Source organism: Actinomadura macra NBRC 14102, from assembly GCF_001552215.1.
Taxonomy (GTDB): Bacteria; Actinomycetota; Actinomycetes; order Streptosporangiales; family Streptosporangiaceae; genus Spirillospora; species Spirillospora macra.
In genome coordinates, this window is the sequence record NZ_BCQT01000019.1 from 208,582 (window position 1) to 224,280 (window position 15,699).

At 70.4% G+C, this 15,699-nt stretch carries 16 protein-coding genes; 4 read left to right on the top strand and 12 right to left on the bottom strand.

Features of this window, described 5'->3' with window-relative positions:
* Nucleotides 1-52: 52 nt before the first annotated feature.
* From AMA02S_RS30640 to AMA02S_RS30655, 4 genes are all read right to left on the bottom strand, one after another.
* Nucleotides 53-1,810, bottom strand: coding sequence for an ABC transporter substrate-binding protein (locus AMA02S_RS30640; protein ID WP_067465118.1), 1,758 nt, complete (start codon nt 1,808-1,810; stop codon nt 53-55).
* Nucleotides 1,811-1,846: 36 nt separating this feature from the next.
* Complete coding sequence (locus AMA02S_RS30645; RefSeq protein WP_067465121.1) at nt 1,847-2,851, bottom strand: ABC transporter permease; 1,005 nt, start codon at nt 2,849-2,851, stop codon at nt 1,847-1,849.
* A 478-nt stretch (nt 2,852-3,329) separates the two neighbouring features.
* On the bottom strand, nt 3,330-3,758 hold the full coding sequence (locus AMA02S_RS30650; protein WP_067465124.1) for a hypothetical protein: 429 nt from the start codon (nt 3,756-3,758) through the stop codon (nt 3,330-3,332).
* 259 nt (nt 3,759-4,017) lie between these two features.
* Complete coding sequence (locus tag AMA02S_RS30655; RefSeq protein WP_067465127.1) at nt 4,018-4,698, bottom strand: HAD family hydrolase; 681 nt, start codon at nt 4,696-4,698, stop codon at nt 4,018-4,020.
* Nucleotides 4,699-4,874: 176 nt separating this feature from the next.
* Here AMA02S_RS30655 and AMA02S_RS30660 point away from each other — a divergent pair, with 176 nt between their 5' ends.
* Both AMA02S_RS30660 and AMA02S_RS30665 read left to right on the top strand, forming a co-directional pair.
* Complete coding sequence (locus tag AMA02S_RS30660) at nt 4,875-5,333, top strand: universal stress protein (protein ID WP_067465130.1); 459 nt, start codon at nt 4,875-4,877, stop codon at nt 5,331-5,333.
* A 179-nt stretch (nt 5,334-5,512) separates the two neighbouring features.
* Nucleotides 5,513-6,355, top strand: a complete 843-nt coding sequence (locus tag AMA02S_RS30665) for a PAC2 family protein (protein ID WP_067465133.1) — start codon at nt 5,513-5,515, stop codon at nt 6,353-6,355.
* Between the two features lie 65 nt (nt 6,356-6,420).
* Here AMA02S_RS30665 and mshC read toward each other — a convergent pair whose 3' ends face one another.
* From mshC to AMA02S_RS30700, 7 genes are all read right to left on the bottom strand, one after another.
* Nucleotides 6,421-7,650 (bottom strand): cysteine--1-D-myo-inosityl 2-amino-2-deoxy-alpha-D-glucopyranoside ligase, encoded by a 1,230-nt coding sequence (mshC, locus tag AMA02S_RS30670; RefSeq protein WP_067465136.1) that lies wholly within the window; start codon nt 7,648-7,650, stop codon nt 6,421-6,423.
* A gap of 89 nt (nt 7,651-7,739) precedes the next feature.
* Nucleotides 7,740-8,663 carry an ABC transporter permease gene (locus AMA02S_RS30675; RefSeq protein ID WP_067465139.1) on the bottom strand — a complete coding sequence of 308 codons (924 nt, stop codon included), beginning with the start codon at nt 8,661-8,663 and terminating at the stop codon, nt 7,740-7,742.
* Between the two features lie 6 nt (nt 8,664-8,669).
* Nucleotides 8,670-9,620: an ABC transporter permease gene (locus tag AMA02S_RS30680; protein WP_067465143.1), complete on the bottom strand. Its 951-nt coding sequence runs from the start codon at nt 9,618-9,620 to the stop codon at nt 8,670-8,672.
* A 77-nt stretch (nt 9,621-9,697) separates the two neighbouring features.
* A complete protein-coding gene (locus AMA02S_RS30685; RefSeq protein WP_369688415.1) occupies nt 9,698-10,489 on the bottom strand; it encodes an NRDE family protein in 792 nt (263 codons plus the stop codon).
* 46 nt (nt 10,490-10,535) lie between these two features.
* Nucleotides 10,536-11,315 (bottom strand): SCO1664 family protein, encoded by a 780-nt coding sequence (locus tag AMA02S_RS30690; protein WP_067465149.1) that lies wholly within the window; start codon nt 11,313-11,315, stop codon nt 10,536-10,538.
* 48 nt (nt 11,316-11,363) lie between these two features.
* On the bottom strand, nt 11,364-11,912 hold the full coding sequence (locus tag AMA02S_RS30695; protein WP_067465152.1) for a DUF3090 domain-containing protein: 549 nt from the start codon (nt 11,910-11,912) through the stop codon (nt 11,364-11,366).
* A gap of 9 nt (nt 11,913-11,921) precedes the next feature.
* Entirely contained in the window at nt 11,922-12,617 is a 696-nt protein-coding gene (locus AMA02S_RS30700; protein WP_067465659.1) for a histidine phosphatase family protein, read from the bottom strand.
* A 76-nt stretch (nt 12,618-12,693) separates the two neighbouring features.
* Between AMA02S_RS30700 and corA the strand changes: the two genes are divergently transcribed.
* Nucleotides 12,694-13,674 carry a magnesium/cobalt transporter CorA gene (corA, locus tag AMA02S_RS30705; protein ID WP_174550999.1) on the top strand — a complete coding sequence of 327 codons (981 nt, stop codon included), beginning with the start codon at nt 12,694-12,696 and terminating at the stop codon, nt 13,672-13,674.
* 111 nt (nt 13,675-13,785) lie between these two features.
* Here the strand turns inward: corA and AMA02S_RS30710 are convergent, their stop codons facing one another.
* A complete protein-coding gene (locus AMA02S_RS30710; protein ID WP_157430912.1) occupies nt 13,786-15,105 on the bottom strand; it encodes a tetratricopeptide repeat protein in 1,320 nt (439 codons plus the stop codon).
* 229 nt (nt 15,106-15,334) lie between these two features.
* Between AMA02S_RS30710 and AMA02S_RS30715 the strand changes: the two genes are divergently transcribed.
* Nucleotides 15,335-15,682 (top strand): GNAT family N-acetyltransferase, encoded by a 348-nt coding sequence (locus AMA02S_RS30715; RefSeq protein ID WP_157430913.1) that lies wholly within the window; start codon nt 15,335-15,337, stop codon nt 15,680-15,682.
* The last annotated feature ends 17 nt before the right edge of the window (nt 15,683-15,699 follow it).

The following is a 15,699-nucleotide window of genomic DNA, read 5'->3' on the forward strand; positions in this document are numbered from 1 at the left end:
GCGGCCGCCCTATGCCTTCACCTGCCTTCTCTCAGGTAGCTCGGGAACCGCGTCAGCCGGTGACGCCGAGGTTGGCGTAGTCGTACATGCCGTAGCCCGCGTGGAAGTAGACGTTCGTCAGGTTCGTCGGGCGGTAGAGCAGCGACTTGGCGTACACGTTCGGCAGGATCGCGGCCTGCTCGCGGACCTTCGCGTCGATCTGGTTGTAGACCTTCGCGCGGCCGGCGGCGTCCTGGATCTTGACCGCGTCATCCCAGAGCTTGTTGACCTCGGGGTCGTTCAGCTCCTCGGGGTTGGCGTTGCCGGTGGGGACGATCGCGTCGCCGTCGGTGATGGGCTGCAGGTAGCCGTAGCCGGTGTTCCAGTCGGGGGCCCAGCCGTAGGTGCCCAGGCCGATCTTCTCCTTGGCCATGAACTTCGGCGCGCCGAGCTGCTCGTTGGTGTAGGTACCCGACGGGTAGCCCTTGAGCTCGATCTTGATGCCGACCTTGGCGAGGGACTGCTGCAGCGCCTCGGCGGTGGCCTTCTCCTTCGGCCGGTCACTGCGGAAGATCATCGTGGTGGAGAAGCCGTTGGGCTGACCGCACTTGGCGAGCGCGGCCTTGGCCTGCGCCGGGTCGCCGGTGTAGGTCGGGTCCGCCTTGGTGTAGAAGTCGGTGCCCTTCTCGCGGCCCTGCACCGACGGCGGCTGGATCGAAGTCGAGACCTGGCCGCCGACCTCACCGCCGTACGCCCGGTACATCGCCGAGCGGTCCGCCGCGTACACGATCGCCTTGCGGCACTCGACGTTCGGGATATTCTTGACGTTGATCGGGATGTACCAGTGGAAGCCGGCGAGCGGGTTGTCGGCGTTCGCCTTGAGCTTGGGGTTGGTCAGGATCTGCTGCCGGCCGGCGGCCTGCACGCCCGAGCCGGGCAGGTCGATCTGGACGGTGCCGGCCTGTAGGCGGCTGTCGATCTCCTCCGCCTTCAGACCCGACTGCACCTCGATCTTGTCGGGCAGTTGCTTGCGGTTCGGGTCGGTCGCCGGGTCCCAGTTGGGGTTGCGGACCCAGGTGCCGCCCTTCTTCGGCGTGTAGTCGCCCTCCAGCTTGTAGGGGCCGCTGGAGACCGGGTGCATGCCGTAGCGGGCGCCGGTGTCCTTGGCCGCCGGGACCGGAGCGGTCTGCCCGGAGAATCCGACGACCTGGTCGAACTCGCTGAACGGCGACTTCAGGTTGAACACGACCGTGTAGTCGTCGGGCGTGGACACGCCCTTGAAGTTGTCGAGGTTCTTGTCCTTGAACGGACCCTTGTACCCGTCGGCGGCCAGGAGCTGGGGGAAGTAGGAGGGGCCGTTGTGCAGGACGCTGCGGTCGAACGTGCGCGCGACCGCGTACTTGATGTCCTTGGCCTTGATCTCGGTGCCGTCTTCGTACTTGACGCCGCGCTTGAGCTTGTACGTCCAGGTCTTACTGCCGTTGCTGGGCGTGCCCGGCGCCTCCGCCAGGTCGGGGACCATCTTGGTGCCCTCGGTGCCCGGCTTGGAGTTGTAGGTCATCAAGCTGCGGGAGAAGATCCGGACGAAGTTCAGCCCGTAGGCGTAGTAGATGTTCGCCGGGTCCAGCGACTCGAAGTCGTCCGGCTGCGCGAACTTCAGCACGCCGCCCTTGTGGTCGGACGCGTTGACGACCGCGGTCGAGCCGGCGTCGAACTTGGAGCCGCCGGTACCGCCGCCGCCGTCGTCGTCACCGCCGCCGCAGGCGGACAGCCCGAGGCCCAGGACGACGATCCCCGCCGCCGCGCTGGTCACCACCTTGGGAGATTTCATCAGTTCCCTTTCGCTAATACCGGACGTTCGCCGGGGTCATCGGGCCCGTGGGTCCAGAGCGTCGCGCAGCCCATCGCCGAACAGGTTGAAGGCCAGCACGGTGACGAAGATGGCGAGACCGGGGACGATCACGAAGTGAGGGGCGACCGAGTACAGCTCGGTGGCCTGCGACAACATCCCGCCCCACGAAGGATCGGGCGGGTTGATGCCGACACCGAGGAACGACAGCGCTGCCTCGAAGAGGATGTTGGTCGGGATCAGCAGGGTGGAGTACACCAGGATCGGCGCGACCAGGTTGGGCAGGATCTCCTTGAACAGGATGTAGGAGTTACGCGCGCCCATGCTGCGCGCGGCGTCCACGAACTCACGTTCGCGCAGCGACATGGTCTGCCCGCGGATGATCCGGCCGATGTAGGGCCAGTTGAAGAACCCGATGATGAACACCAGGATCGCGATCCGCAGGTTGTTGCCCTCCAGCCCGGCCAGGCTGTTGGGGATCACGCCCACCAGCGAGATCGCGAACAGCACGAGCGGGAAGGCGAGGAAGACGTCCATCGTGCGGGCGATCAGCGTGTCCACCCAGCCGCCGAAGTAGCCGGCCGTGATGCCCATGACGGTGCCGATGACGACCGACACCAGCGTGGCGAGCACGCCGATGAGCAGGGAGACACGCGCCCCGTACAGGACGCGGCTGAACAGGTCGCGCCCGTTGATGGGCTCGACGCCGAAGATGTGGTCGCCGCTCATGCCGCCGAGCGGCTTGGTGGGGCCGCCCAGGGTCGCGTCCACCAGGTTCTGGTGGAACTCGTTGGGCGGGCTGCCGAACCAGCCGACGACAAGGCCGGTGACGCCCGGAAGCGACAACACGATCAGGATCAATACGACGATCCCGCCCGCGATGGCGACCTTGTCGCGCTTGAGCCGAAGCCATGCGATCTGGCCGAGGGAACGACCTTGGATCGCCTTGCGATCGACGCCCGCGAGGACGGCGTCCGGTTGGGCCTCGCCCTCTGATCCGGACACCTCGATCGGTGCGGTCACGCTCCGTACCTCCTAGGCCTTCGGGCCACATGGCCGCCGACGTACACGCTCCGGGCGGCGGCGAAGATCGTCCGCGGCCCCCGTGCCCGTTACGCCGTGTTTGCTGAAGGGAAACGTAGCCCTTCGGGCACGACTGTCCATCCGTGAGACGGCCTTCGCCAGTACCCGTATCTGACTTGTGATCTCGTCGTCATCTTGGGCACACGTGTCCGCACTTCACATCCGGCAAATCGCCCGAATAGTACGTTCGCCGACACCCCGGACGGCAACACGAAACCGGTCTAGACCGGGAAGCTTTACCGTACTGAGTCCGTTCCGAGATCGATCGTCCGCAGGTCAGCCGCTGGGCACGCACAAACGGCGGGCCGGGACGCCCCCAGGATCGCACACGCACAAGGCGATGATCACCAGGAACGCCCGGCCCGCCGCCGGACCGTGACATGAAGCCGTCCCGCGCGCCGCGGGTCGGCCCGGACGATCAGGAAATGCCGCGATTGCGAAGGATCTGTTCGATTTCCGCCAGCTCCGGGTCACCGGACGGCTGCGCTCCGCCCACCGCGCCCTTGGACTTCGGAGTTCGCCCCGCGGACTTCTGCCGCCCGCCGCCGGCGGCCTTCCCGCCGCCACCCTCCGTGCCCCCCGCGCGGCGGCTCAGCATCGCGCCCGAGGTCAGGTAGAGCAGGACCGCGAGCCCCGCCACCGCGACGCCCGCCCACTTCACCGGGCTGAACGCCAGGTCGACGAAGAACTCGGTCACCCCCGTCATCGCCGCCGCCAGCGGCACCAGTGACAGCGCGGCGCCGCGCATGCCCGACGCCGCGCCCCGGCGCCGGTAGACCCCCCAGCTGGTGACCAGCCCGACCAGGGTCACCCCGAGACTGATCGCGAAAATGGCTGTGTCGCTCATGCCGGCCCCTCACTCCGTACGGTGATGCTCCTCCCATGGTCACACGTCCCGGCGCCGATGCCGCTCCTACCGGCGGACGGTTTGCCGCCCGCCGCGCCTCCTCCTCCGGCGTGATGCGTCCCCTAGGGACCGCCCCGCAGGTAGCAGCGGAGCGCTACCGCGCCGGGAGCACCCCCGCCGTGCCGCACGGAGATCAACATCGCGCAACGGTTGGACGTCGAAGCTGTGGAGCGGGAACGTTTCCCACCCCGGCCGCACCTCACGCCACCAGCGCCGACAACCGTTGCAGGGTCACCTCGCGCAGCGAGCGCACCACGGTGCGTCCCGGCGCCGGCGGGATCGGCAGCACACCCGGCACCGCGACGGCGACGCACCCCGCCGCCTCGGCCGCCGCCACCCCGTTCGGGGAGTCCTCCAGCACCACGCACCGGCCCGGCTCCGCGCCGAGCCGCGCGGCGGCCGTCAGATAGGGCTCGGGGGCGGGCTTGGTCCGCGCCACCTCGTCGCCCGCCACGCTCAGCCGGAAGTGCTCGCGGCCGATCGCGTCCAGCACCGGCTCGATGAGCCTGCGGTGGCTGGAAGACACCAGCGCGGTGGCGACCCCCGCCGCGCGCAGCTCGGTGAGCAGGTCCTTGGCGCCCGGCATCAGCGGCACGCAGCTGCTGAGCCGCTCGAACATCCCGTCCAGCATCCGCCGCCCGACCTCCGCGGGCGCCGCCGACGCCCCGGTCAGCTCCAGCATGTAGGCCACGGCGACGTCCAGGGACCCGCCGACGAGCCGCTCCTGGTGCGCGCTGGTCCACGTCCCGCCGAGCCAGGCCATCACCTCCGACTCGACCTCCAGCCAGACGCGCTCGGAGTCGATCAGCAGCCCGTCCATGTCGAACAGGACGGCCTGGAGCCCTCCGTCCGCAGCGGTGCCGGCCGCAGCGCCCCCCACCGTGCCTCCTGTGCCCCCCACGTCGCTCCCCACGTCGTCGCGGAATCGTCCGGTGCCGGAGCACCCGACCACCCGGAAGTGCCCGAAAGATCCCAGCTTATCCGTGCAGCGGACAGTGACGGATGAGGCACCGGAACGGTAGCGTGCCCGAAAACTACTAACGGGTAAGGAACGGCATGAGCGCGTACCGCATCATCCTCGTCGGCACCGACGGCTCGGACTCCTCGTTCCGCGCGGTGGACCGCGCGGCGCGGCTGGCGGCGGCCACCGGCGCCACGCTGCTGCTCGCGTCCGCCTACAGCCCGATGCCCGAACGCGAGCGCGCCAGTGCCGCCGACCGGCTCGGCGACCTCGCCTACAAGGTGCAGGGCTCCACCCCCGCCGACGACGCGCTGCGCGCCGCGCGGGAGCGGGCCGTCGCCGCGGGCGCCACCGACATCGAGCAGGCCGCCGTCGAGGGCGACGCCGTCGACGTCATCTCCAGGCTGGCCCGGGAACGTTCCGCGGACCTCGTCGTGATCGGCAACCGGGGCCTCAACAGCCTCGCCGGACGCATCCTCGGGTCCGTCCCTGCCAACCTGTCCCACCGCCTCTCGTGCGACGTGCTGATCGTCCACACCACCGACGGCAAGTGACCCGATCGTGACCCGCGTTCTGCCTCGGGCGTACAGCGCCGGGGTCTGGCGCCGGAAGGGTGGGGTAGGTCAGTGTCAGCACGTAGGCTGACAGCCACCGATCATGAGCGGGACCCCCCGGCCCCCGGGAATGACGGCCCCCGCGGTGACGCTGTACCGACGTCGGAAGGAGGCAGCGCGTGGTCGAGCTCGAAAGCGTGCCGGAACTCGTCGATCCGGTGCTCGTGGCCGCCTTTGAGGGGTGGAACGACGCCGGCGAGGCCGCCAGCGGGGTCATCCAGCACCTGGAGTCGACCTGGGAGGCGGTGCCCATCGCCGAACTCGACCCCGACGACTACTACGACTTCCAGGTCACCCGCCCGATCGTCGAGATGATCGACGGGGAGACCCGCGGCATCACCTGGCCCACCACCCGGATCTCCTGGGCGCGGCTGCCCAACGGCCGCGACGTGGTCCTCGTGCACGGCATCGAGCCGAACATGCGGTGGCGTTCGTTCTGCCGGGAGCTGGTCGGGCTGATGCTGGAGCTGGACGTGCGCAGCGTCGTGCTCCTCGGCGCGCTGCTCGCCGACGCCCCCCACACCCGTCCGGTCCCCGTCACCGGCGCCGCGTCCGAGGCGGGCCTGGTCAACACCCTGCACCTGGAGCCCGCCCGCTACGAGGGGCCCACCGGGATCCTCGGCGTCCTGCAGGACGCCTGCGCCAGAGCCGACCTCGACACCGTGTCGCTGTGGGCGGCCGTCCCGCACTACGTGGCGCAGCCCCCGTCGCCCAAGGCGACGCTGGCGCTGCTGCGCCGCGTCGAGGACCTCCTGGACGTCACCGTCCCCCTCGGTGAGCTGCCCGAGGAGGCGCGCGCCTGGGAGAACGGCGTCAACGAGCTGGCCGAGGAGGACTCCGAGGTCGCCGAGTACGTCCGCACCCTGGAAGAGCAGAAGGACGCCACCGAGCTTCCCGAGGCCAGCGGCGACGCCATCGCCCGCGAGTTCGAACGCTACCTGCGGCGCCGCGACCCCGGCTGACCGGCCGCCCGGTCTGGCCGCTTTCACTCCTCGCGGGCTGGGACCGCCACGTCGTGAAGTGACGGTCAGAGCACGACGCCGAGGAGCGCGTCGGACAACGCCCTCACCTGCGCCGGAGCGGACGTGTCGGTACCGTGCACGGCCGCCCATGCGTCCACGGCCGCCAGCGCGGACGGGGCGTCCAGGTCGTCGGCCAGGTGCGCGCGCACCGCGTCCACGACCGGCGCGGCCGCCGGGCCCGAGGGGCGCGCCACGGCCGCACGCCAGCGCTCGAGCCGCGCCGAGGCCGACTCCAGCTCCGCTCCCGTCCACTCCCAGTCGGAACGGTAGTGATGGGCCAGCAGCGCCAGGCGGATCGCCATCGGGTCGACGCCGTCCCGCCGCAGCCGCGACACGAACACCAGGTTGCCGCGCGACTTGGACATCTTCTCGCCGTCCAGCCCGACCATGCCGGCGTGCACGTAGGAGCGGGCGTGCGGCCGCTCCCCCGTGGCGACCTGGGCGTGCGAGGCGCCCATCTCGTGGTGCGGGAACGCCAGGTCCGAGCCGCCGCCCTCCACGTCGAACGCCATCCCGAGGTACTCGACCGAGATCGCCGAGCATTCCACGTGCCAGCCCGGGCGGCCCTCCCCGAACGGCGACTCCCAGCCGGGCTCGCCGGGCCGCCGGGCCATCCACAGCAGCGCGTCGAGGGGGTCGCGCTTGCCGGGCCGGTCCGGGTCACCGCCGCGCTCGGCGAACAGCGGCACCATCCCCGCGCGGCTGAGCCCGCTCACCTGCCCGAAGTCGGGGTCGGTCGCGACCGGGAAGTAGATGTCGCCGCCCACCTCGTAGGTGGCGTCCTTGGCGCGCAACTTCTCGATCATCTCGACGATCAGCGGGATCGCCTCGACCGCGCCGACGTACTGGTCGGGCGGCAGCACCCGCAGCGCCGTCATGTCGTCGCGGAACAGCTGGATCTCCCGGTCGGCGAGCGAGCGCCAGTCCTCCCCCGTCTGTTGGGCACGTTCCAGGAGTGGGTCGTCGACGTCCGTGGCGTTCTGGACGTAATGGACGCGGTGCCCGAGATCCCGCCACACCCGGTTCACCAGATCGAACGCCACATAGGTGTTCGCGTGACCGATGTGCGTCGCGTCGTAGGGGGTGATCCCGCACACGTACATCCGGGCCGTCGCCTGCGGTTCCACCTGCCGTGCCGTGCCCGTCCCCGTGTCGTGCAGGCGCAGCGGCCGCGTCGCGGCGGGAAGCCCCGCGTCGGAGAGGCTGGGGATATCGGAGGCGTGCCACGATCGCATACGGAAAGCTTATCCATGCCTGCTCGGTGGGATTACTCCGAGATCGCCATGAAACGCGGGGAGTGTCCGTCCGGCGGAGAACACCCAGGTCACGCCGGCCGAACTCGCGGGTCCAGAAGGTTGTATCCGACGTCCACCAGGAGATTGGCGACGCTCACGAACAGTGTCACCAGCAGCGTCACCCCGATGATCACCGGGGTGTCGCCGAGCGCGATCGACTGGTAGACGAGCTGACCCACACCCTGCAGCCCGAAGACCTTCTCGGTGACGATGGTCGAGCCGACCAGCACGCCGAGGTCGACGCCGAGCTGGGTGACCACCGGGGTCAGCGCCGCGCGGAGCCCGTGCCGGCAGACGACCCGCCCCCGCGACAGCCCCTTGGCGTGCGCCGTCCGGACGTAGTCCTCGCCGAGCACGTCCAGCATCGCCCCGCGCGTCAGCCGCGTGTACGTGGCGATCATGAGGAACGCCAGCGCGATCCACGGCAGGGTCATCCGCCGGAGAAAGTGCTCCTGCAGCGGCGGCCCCGCCTCGAAGAAGCCGCCACCGAACACCTGGAGCAGCGCCAGCGCCATGACGAACGGCGGTGTGGACAGGCCGACCAGCACGAACACCGTCGCCGCCCGGTCCCACACGCCCCGCGCCCCCACCGCGCCGAGCACCCCGATGGCGACGCCGCCGACGAACCAGAGAACAGCCGCGCCGGCCACCAGCCACAGCGTGGTGGGCAGCCGCTCAGCGATCAGGCGTGTCACCGGGGTGCCGTTGACGTAGGAATCGCCGAGGTCCCCGCGCAGCAGCCGCTTCATGAACTGCCCGTACTGGACGAGGACGGGCTCGTCCAGCCCCAGGTTCCCGCGGATCTGCTGGAGCGTCTCGGTCGTGGCGCGCGGCCCGCCGATGACCCGCTCCACCGGCAGCGGGGAGACGTGCAGGAACACGAACACCAGCGTGGACACCAGCCACACCACGAGCACCGCGTAGAGCAGGCGGCCGGCGACGAGGCGCGACACGTCCGCTCACCCCCTCCCGGCCGCCCGGCCGCCGCGCGGATCCACGGCGTCCCGGATCCCGTCGCCGATCAGGGTGAACGACAACGTCGTCAGCAGCAGCAGCGCGCCGGGCACGGCCGGAAGCCACCACGCGGTCCGGAACACCTCGCCGCCCTCACCGAGCATCGACCCCCAGCTCGGCACCGGGGGACGCACGCCGACGCCGAGGAACGACAGCGTCGCCTCGAACACGATCGACGCCGGGACCAGCATCGAGGTCAGCACCGTGACCTGCGCGACCAGGTTCGGCAGCACGTCCACGACCATGATCCGCGCGTCCGAGGCGCCGAGCGCGCGGGCCGCCTCGACGAACTCCCGGCGCCGCAGCGACAGCACCTGGCCGCGGACGACCCGGCCGACCGACGCGAACGAGAAGAACGCGATCACCACCACCGTCATCGCCAGGCTCGCGCCCGCCGAGGAGATCGGGAACGTCGTCGCCAGCATGATCGCCACCAGCAGGTACGGCAGCGCGAGCGTCACGTCCATCAGCCGGGCCAGCAGCGCGTCCACGACACCGCCGAGGTATCCGGCGAGGGTGCCGACGAGTGTCCCGGCCGCGGCGGCCAGCAGCGCCGCGAGCACCCCGACGGCCAGCGAGATCCGTGCCCCATAGGCGGCCCGCACCAGCACGTCCCGTCCGAGCTGATCGGCGCCCAGCCAGAACCCTCCACCCGGCCCGCGCGGCAACCCGTTCGCGTCCAGGCCGGTCTCGGGAAAGGTGGCGTCATAGGGATGACCCGTCCAGTGCGCCCACAGCGGCGCCAGCAGAGCGAACACCACGACGAGCGAGAGGACGACCAGCGACGCGACCGCCACCCGGTCACGCCGGAAGCGCCGCCAGGCGAGCTGTGAAGGAGAACGCCCCCGCACCGCCTCCGGCGCACGCGCGACCGCCGCACATCCCCCTGGCGCCATCCCGGACTCCCCGCACGCGAAGATCGCATGAAGTAGTCAAGCTAGCACCCAGTGTCACGCACGCGCCGGGAAAGCCGTCAGAGCACCCGGTTCCACGAAGCGGGGTCGCCCGGCACGGCGGAGAAGTCGTACCGCGCCCCGTCCGCCGCCAGCGCCGTGAGGCTGACCGACGTCGTGCCCCACACCCGGCCCTCCCCGAGGTCGAGGACCGGCAGCAGGGCCCGATGATCGGCGCGCACCAGCCCGTCTCCGTTCGCCAGCGCGAACCAGGCACCCCAGGCCGCCTCCACCGGCCCCTCCCCCGGCACCGGCCGTGCCGCCGCCGCGAACCGGGGCCGGAAGTGCGCCAGCCGCGCCGACATGTAGGCGTCCTCGGTCTGCCCCTCCAGTTGCCCCTCGCCCTCCAACCCACTGTTGACGATCATGTGGAGGCCCGGCGCGAGGGACCGTTCCACCATCTCCTCGCCGTCCCAGCTCCAGAGCCGCACCCGGTCGGGCTCAGCGCAGACGAGGTGGAACGGATCGAACGCGGGCAACTCGATCTCGCCGAGCTTCCCGTCCGCGGCCATCCGCAACGGCAGTTCCCCCCGCGACGCGCGCCCATCCTCGGCCGCCATCCGCCCCCGCCCGTTCAGCACCGTCGCGACCCGCGGCGCCTCAGGCTCGACCGCCAACCACGTCCCCCCGGCCCGCAGATCACGCCCGCCGACCACTCCCGGCCGATCCGCCCAGTACCGCCCAGGCGGCTCCCACGAGCGGGCAAGGAACTCGTCCCGCACACCCACCAGAAGCACAGGAACCGGCGAGAGGGGATCAAAACTGACGACCGCCGTACACATGCCCCCAATTGCAGCACCACCCCCGCCCATCTCCCACCACCGCCCCCCGCAAAGCCCAAGAAAGCAGCACAAACAATTACAACGGCGGCCAGGGGATGGCGGGCCAGTCTTCGGGGGGGTAGGGGTGGATGCGGTGCTTGAGCATGAGGTCGACGCGGCGGCGTGCGGCGTCGACCTCCTCCGGGGTGAGGAGTTCGGCGAGGCGGGTGGCGAGGGAGCCGTCGCGGAGGGCTTTGGAGACGCGGGTCAACGCTTCCAGTGCCTCGGAGGTGAGGGGTTTGCCGCGCCACTGCCACAGGACGGTGCGGAGCTTGTACTCGACGGAGAAGCAGACGCCGTGGTCGCACCCGTAGACGTGGCCGTCACCGGGTGGGAGGAGATGGCCGATCTTGCGGTCGGCGTTGTTGACGACGGCGTCGAAGACGGCCATGCGGCGGATGGAGTCCTCGTCGGAACGGGAGAGGGTGACGAGGTCGATGTCGGGGTCGGGTTCGACCCAGAGCTGGACCATGCCGGGGCCGTAGGGGCCGTCGCGGTGGACGGTGGGGGGGACGGTGCCCCAGCCCATCTCCTTGGAGACCTCATAGGCGGCGACCTCGCGCTCGGCGAGGGTGCCGTCCGGGAAGTCCCACAGGGGGCGTTCTCCGGCGACGGGCTTGTAGACGCAGTGGGCGCTGATGCCGTCGTGTTCGACGGAGCAGTAGAGGGTGGCGTTGGACGCCTGGACGAGCCGTCCTTCGACGGTGAGGCTCCCGCCGAGCAGAAGGGTTTCGGCGGCGGCGGCGTCGCGGGGGGAGACGGTGCTCGCGGGGGGACCGTCACCGGCGGTGGCCCGGTCCCGGGAGGACTGCGTCATGCGTCCATTCTCCCGACCCGCACGTGCATGATCCAGTACGGCGCCATGTCAGCCGAGGTATCCGTTCTGCCGCGGGCAGACGTGGCCCTCGGTGTCCAGGGGAAGCCCGCACAGCGGACACGGGGGGCGGCCGGCGGCGACGACCTGGAGGGCGCGTTCGGCGAACGCGCGGGCCTGCGCGGCACTGATGCGGACCCGCAGGACGGCGATGGCGGGGTCGTCCTCGCCGACCTCGGCGTCGTCGTCGCCCTCGGTGACCTCCTGGGCCTCGATGACGACCTGCTCGTCGTCGGGGTCCCAGGCGAGGGCCATGGTGCCGACCTTGAACTCCTCTTCGACGGGCTGGTCCAGGGGGCCGTCATCACGCAGTTCCGAAGGGGTGACCGCCGGGACGGGCGCGTCGCCGCCGCTGCGGCGCAGAACCTCGTCGAGGAGTTCCTCAAGCCGTTCGGCCAGCAGTGTCACCTGGAACTTCTCCAAACCGACGCTGGTGACACGACGACCGGAGCGGGCCTGCAGGTAGAAGGTGCGGTCCCCCGGCCGGCCGACGGCGCCGGCGATGAATCTGTCCGGCAGGTCGTAGGAGATGACGGGCATGTCTCGACCCTACGCGCCGCCGCCGACGGGCGCGTCACTCGACCCGGAACCGCCCTCGCCCGGGGGCTTCGGCAGCAAGTCGTGGACGTCGCCGCCGGTGTCGTTGACCCGCACGACGAACGGCCGCAGGTCGGTGTAGCGGACGACGGTGAGCGAGGCGGGGTCGGCGTGGATGCGCTGGAACTGGTCGAGGTGCAGGCCGAGCGCGTCGGCGACCACGGCCTTGATGATGTCGCCGTGGCTGCACACGGCGTAGACGGCGTCCTCGCCGTGCTCGGCGCTGATCCGCGCGTTCCATTCGCGGACGGCGGCGACGGCGCGGTGCTGCGCGGCGGCCATCGCCTCGCCGCCGGGGAACCGCGCGGCGCTGGGGTGCGCCTGGACGACCCGCCACAGCGGTTCCTCCGCCAGTTCCTTGAGGGGACGGCCGGTCCAGTCGCCGTACCTGACCTCGCCGAACCGGTCGTCGGTCTCGACCTTGCCGGCGGATCCGGGGCGTCCGGCGGCGACGGCATCGGCCGTCTCGACGCACCGTTCCAGCGGGCTGGAGACGACCGCGGCGAGTGGGACGGGCGTCAGCCTCCGGGCGAGCGCCGATGCCTGCGCGCGACCGCGTTCGTCCAGATGGACACCGGGGGTCCAGCCGGCGAGCACGGGCCCGGTCATGGCGGTCAGGCCGTGCCTAAGCAGGAGAAGGGTCGTCACACCCTGCACTCTAGGAGATCGCGGGCGCCGCCGTGATCGCGAGCGCGGTTCCGGGGTGCGTCGCGAATGCGCGACAATGCGTGGCGTGATCGTGGACAAGGCCATCTACGCGAATGGCACGCGCAGCGACATCGACGGCGACATCAGCGACGCCTTCGATCTCGCGCGCGAGAACGGCGAGTGCTTCGTGTGGATCGGGTTGTTCGAGCCCGACGAGGAGGAGTTCGAGCTCGTCCGGGACGAGTTGCGGCTGCATCCGCTGGCCGCCGAGGACGCGGTCTCCGCGCACCAGCGGCCGAAGATGGAGCGCTACGACGACACATTGTTCGTGGTGCTGAAGACCCTCACCTATGTCGACGAGACGTCCGACATCGAGGTCGGCGAGATCATGGTGTTTCTCGGCGCGGATTTCGTGGTGACCGTCCGGCACGGCGCGGGGAACCCGCTGGGGCCCGTCCGCAAGCGGCTGGAGGAGTCGCCGGAGCTGCTCAAGCACGGCGCGACGGCCGTGCTGTACGCGGTGTGCGACGAGATCGTCGACCGCTACGGGCTCGTCGTGCACGAGGTCGAGGTGGACATCATCGGCCTGGAGCGGGCCGTGTTCGACCCGAGCGCGCGGGACGTCACCGCCGAGGTCTACTCGCTGAAGCGGGAGGTGCTGGAGTTCCGCAGCGCCGAGGACCCGCTGGTCCCCGTCCTCCAGGAGATCGTGAAGGGCCGCGTCGCCGAGTGCGGCGGCACCCGCGAGTACTTCCGCGACGTCCTGGACCACCTGTTGCTGGTGGACGGTCAGGTGGACGCGCACAACGAGCTGCTGAACAGCGTGCTGACCGCGCATCTGGCGCTGCTCGGCAAGCAGCAGAACGAGGACATGCGGAAGATCTCGGCGTGGGCGGCGATCATCGCGGTGCCGACGGCCATCGCGGGGATCTACGGCATGAACTTCACCCACATGCCCGAGCTGAACTGGACCTTCGGTTACCCGCTGGTCATATGCGCGATGGCGGTGGTGTGCACCCTGCTGTTCCGCCGCCTGCGCAAGAGCGGCTGGCTCTGAACCGCCCCGTACGAGATCGGGCGAGCGGGGTAAGGGCGGCTGGTTCGCCCCTACCCCACGACCGTGGGCGCCGACGGTTGCGGGTTGCTCCCATGACGCCCCTGCCGGCGGTCAGGTGGCTTTGCCGCGGGCGATGTAGAGGTTCATGTTGGTGAAGTCGAGGGTGATGTTGAAGGGCTTGAAGAAACAGTGGGCGAAGTGGCCGATCGCGTCGTACCCCGGCCCGTAGGGGAAGGGCACGTTGACCGGCATGGTCGGGTCCATTTCGCTGTAGACCTGGTTGGCGACGGCGTCGCCGAGGCGGATCTTGTCCGGGTAGCAGGGATAGGTGACGGTCGGGTGGCTGTGGGCGGCCGTCTCGATCGGGCGGTCGTAGTCGGTGCGGATCCCCAACTGCTTGGCCACTTCCCCGGGCATGCCCGCGGCGGCCTCGCCGCCCTTTCCGCCGAAGTTCACGCCCACCACCCGTGGGCCGGAGCCGGCGATGCTGCCGAGGCTGCTGAGGTCGTGGTCGCGGGACATCCACAGCGGGAGAGGTTTGGTGCCCGCCCGTGCGGCGTCGGCGCGTACCTTCCTGGACGCCTCGGGGGTCGGGCGGCTCAGGATCAGCCACTGGCCCGCGTAGTCGAAGGTGGTCAGCAGGTGGTAGAAGACCCAGGTGCCGATGAGGCCGTCGCTGGTCCTGGGGGGCTCGTCCTCGGCCGACTCCGCCTCCGACCAGTTCACCGGGACGTTGCGCAGTTCGATGCCGCCCAGCTTGAAGGAGTCAAGCACCCCGTAGTACGACCAGAAGATCTGGCCTTCGAACTCGACCCTTTCCTTGTGCACGGGGCGCACCCCGGCCTCCTTGGCCACCCTCGCGGACATGCCCAGCCACCCGGCGCCGGTGTAGAAGCTGAAGAGCTTCGGCGGCCCGCCGTTGACCGAGACCTCGACCAGCGGCTCCGGGTCCATCTGCTTCCATTTCACCCGGCCGATATCGCCGTGGATCTGGTACGCATCGCCACCGACCGCGGCGAACCATTTGGCATAGGATTCCTCGCCGGCCGCCTGCCAGCGCGGCACGGAGAGGGAGAATTTGTCCTGCCGGATGTAGCAGTCACCGAGCAGTGTGTTGGTCTCCTTGTCGTCGGGCGCCAGTTTGAGGGCCATCGTGAGGTATTTCTCGGCCTCGGGGAACTTGTTGGCCAGTAGCCCGACATAGCCGCGCTGGCGAGCCGCGCGCAGGTTCGTGGGGTCCTTCTTCAGGATCTCCTCATAGGCGCGGCCGGCCTGCTCGAACTTCCCGGCGTTAAACAACGCGTCCGCGTCACCGCCGCCGGCGTGCGCCTTGCCCGCCCCGCCCAGCAGCGGTGCGGCCGCGGCCGCACCGGCCACCATGGCCGCGCCCCGCAGCAGCGAACGCCGCTCCCATGCCCCGCCATCAGCCACGGTCTTCTCCTCTTCCGTGATCACCTTCCGGAGCCGGGGCACGATGCCCTCGGCACGGACCGCTGTGGTCCGTGACCCCCACCGAAGACCCAAGAGTGTTGCGGTGGCGTACGCGCTTTTCGATACGCCCGCGATACACGCGATCCCCCGGCGCTGAGGCGCCGGGCCTGACCACGCCGCAATCTCATGGCTCCCCGCATATCCGCTGGTCAGCGGGCATCTCGTCAATGTGCCGACCTTTGCGGAATTCCGCCGGGACGTCACGGGGGTACAGGCCGCGCACCCGGACGTCGAGCTTCACCTCGTCTGGACGGGGCCGGACGAGGCGGTGACCCTCGCCCTGATCCGCACCCTGCCCGCGCGCCGGGGGCGGGGCCTCGCCGAGGCCGCCCTGCGCGAGGTGACCGCCCTCGCCGACGGCTGGGGCGTCCCGCTCCGGCTGACCGTGGAGCCCGTCACCGGCGACGATGAGGTGGATCTCGAACGCCTGATCGCCTGGTACGTCCGGCATGGGTTCGTCGTGGCCCGTCCCGGCGGCGGGTCGCTGGTGATGCGGCGCCCGCCCGGTCCCCTCTAGCGTTCAGGTCGGCGCAT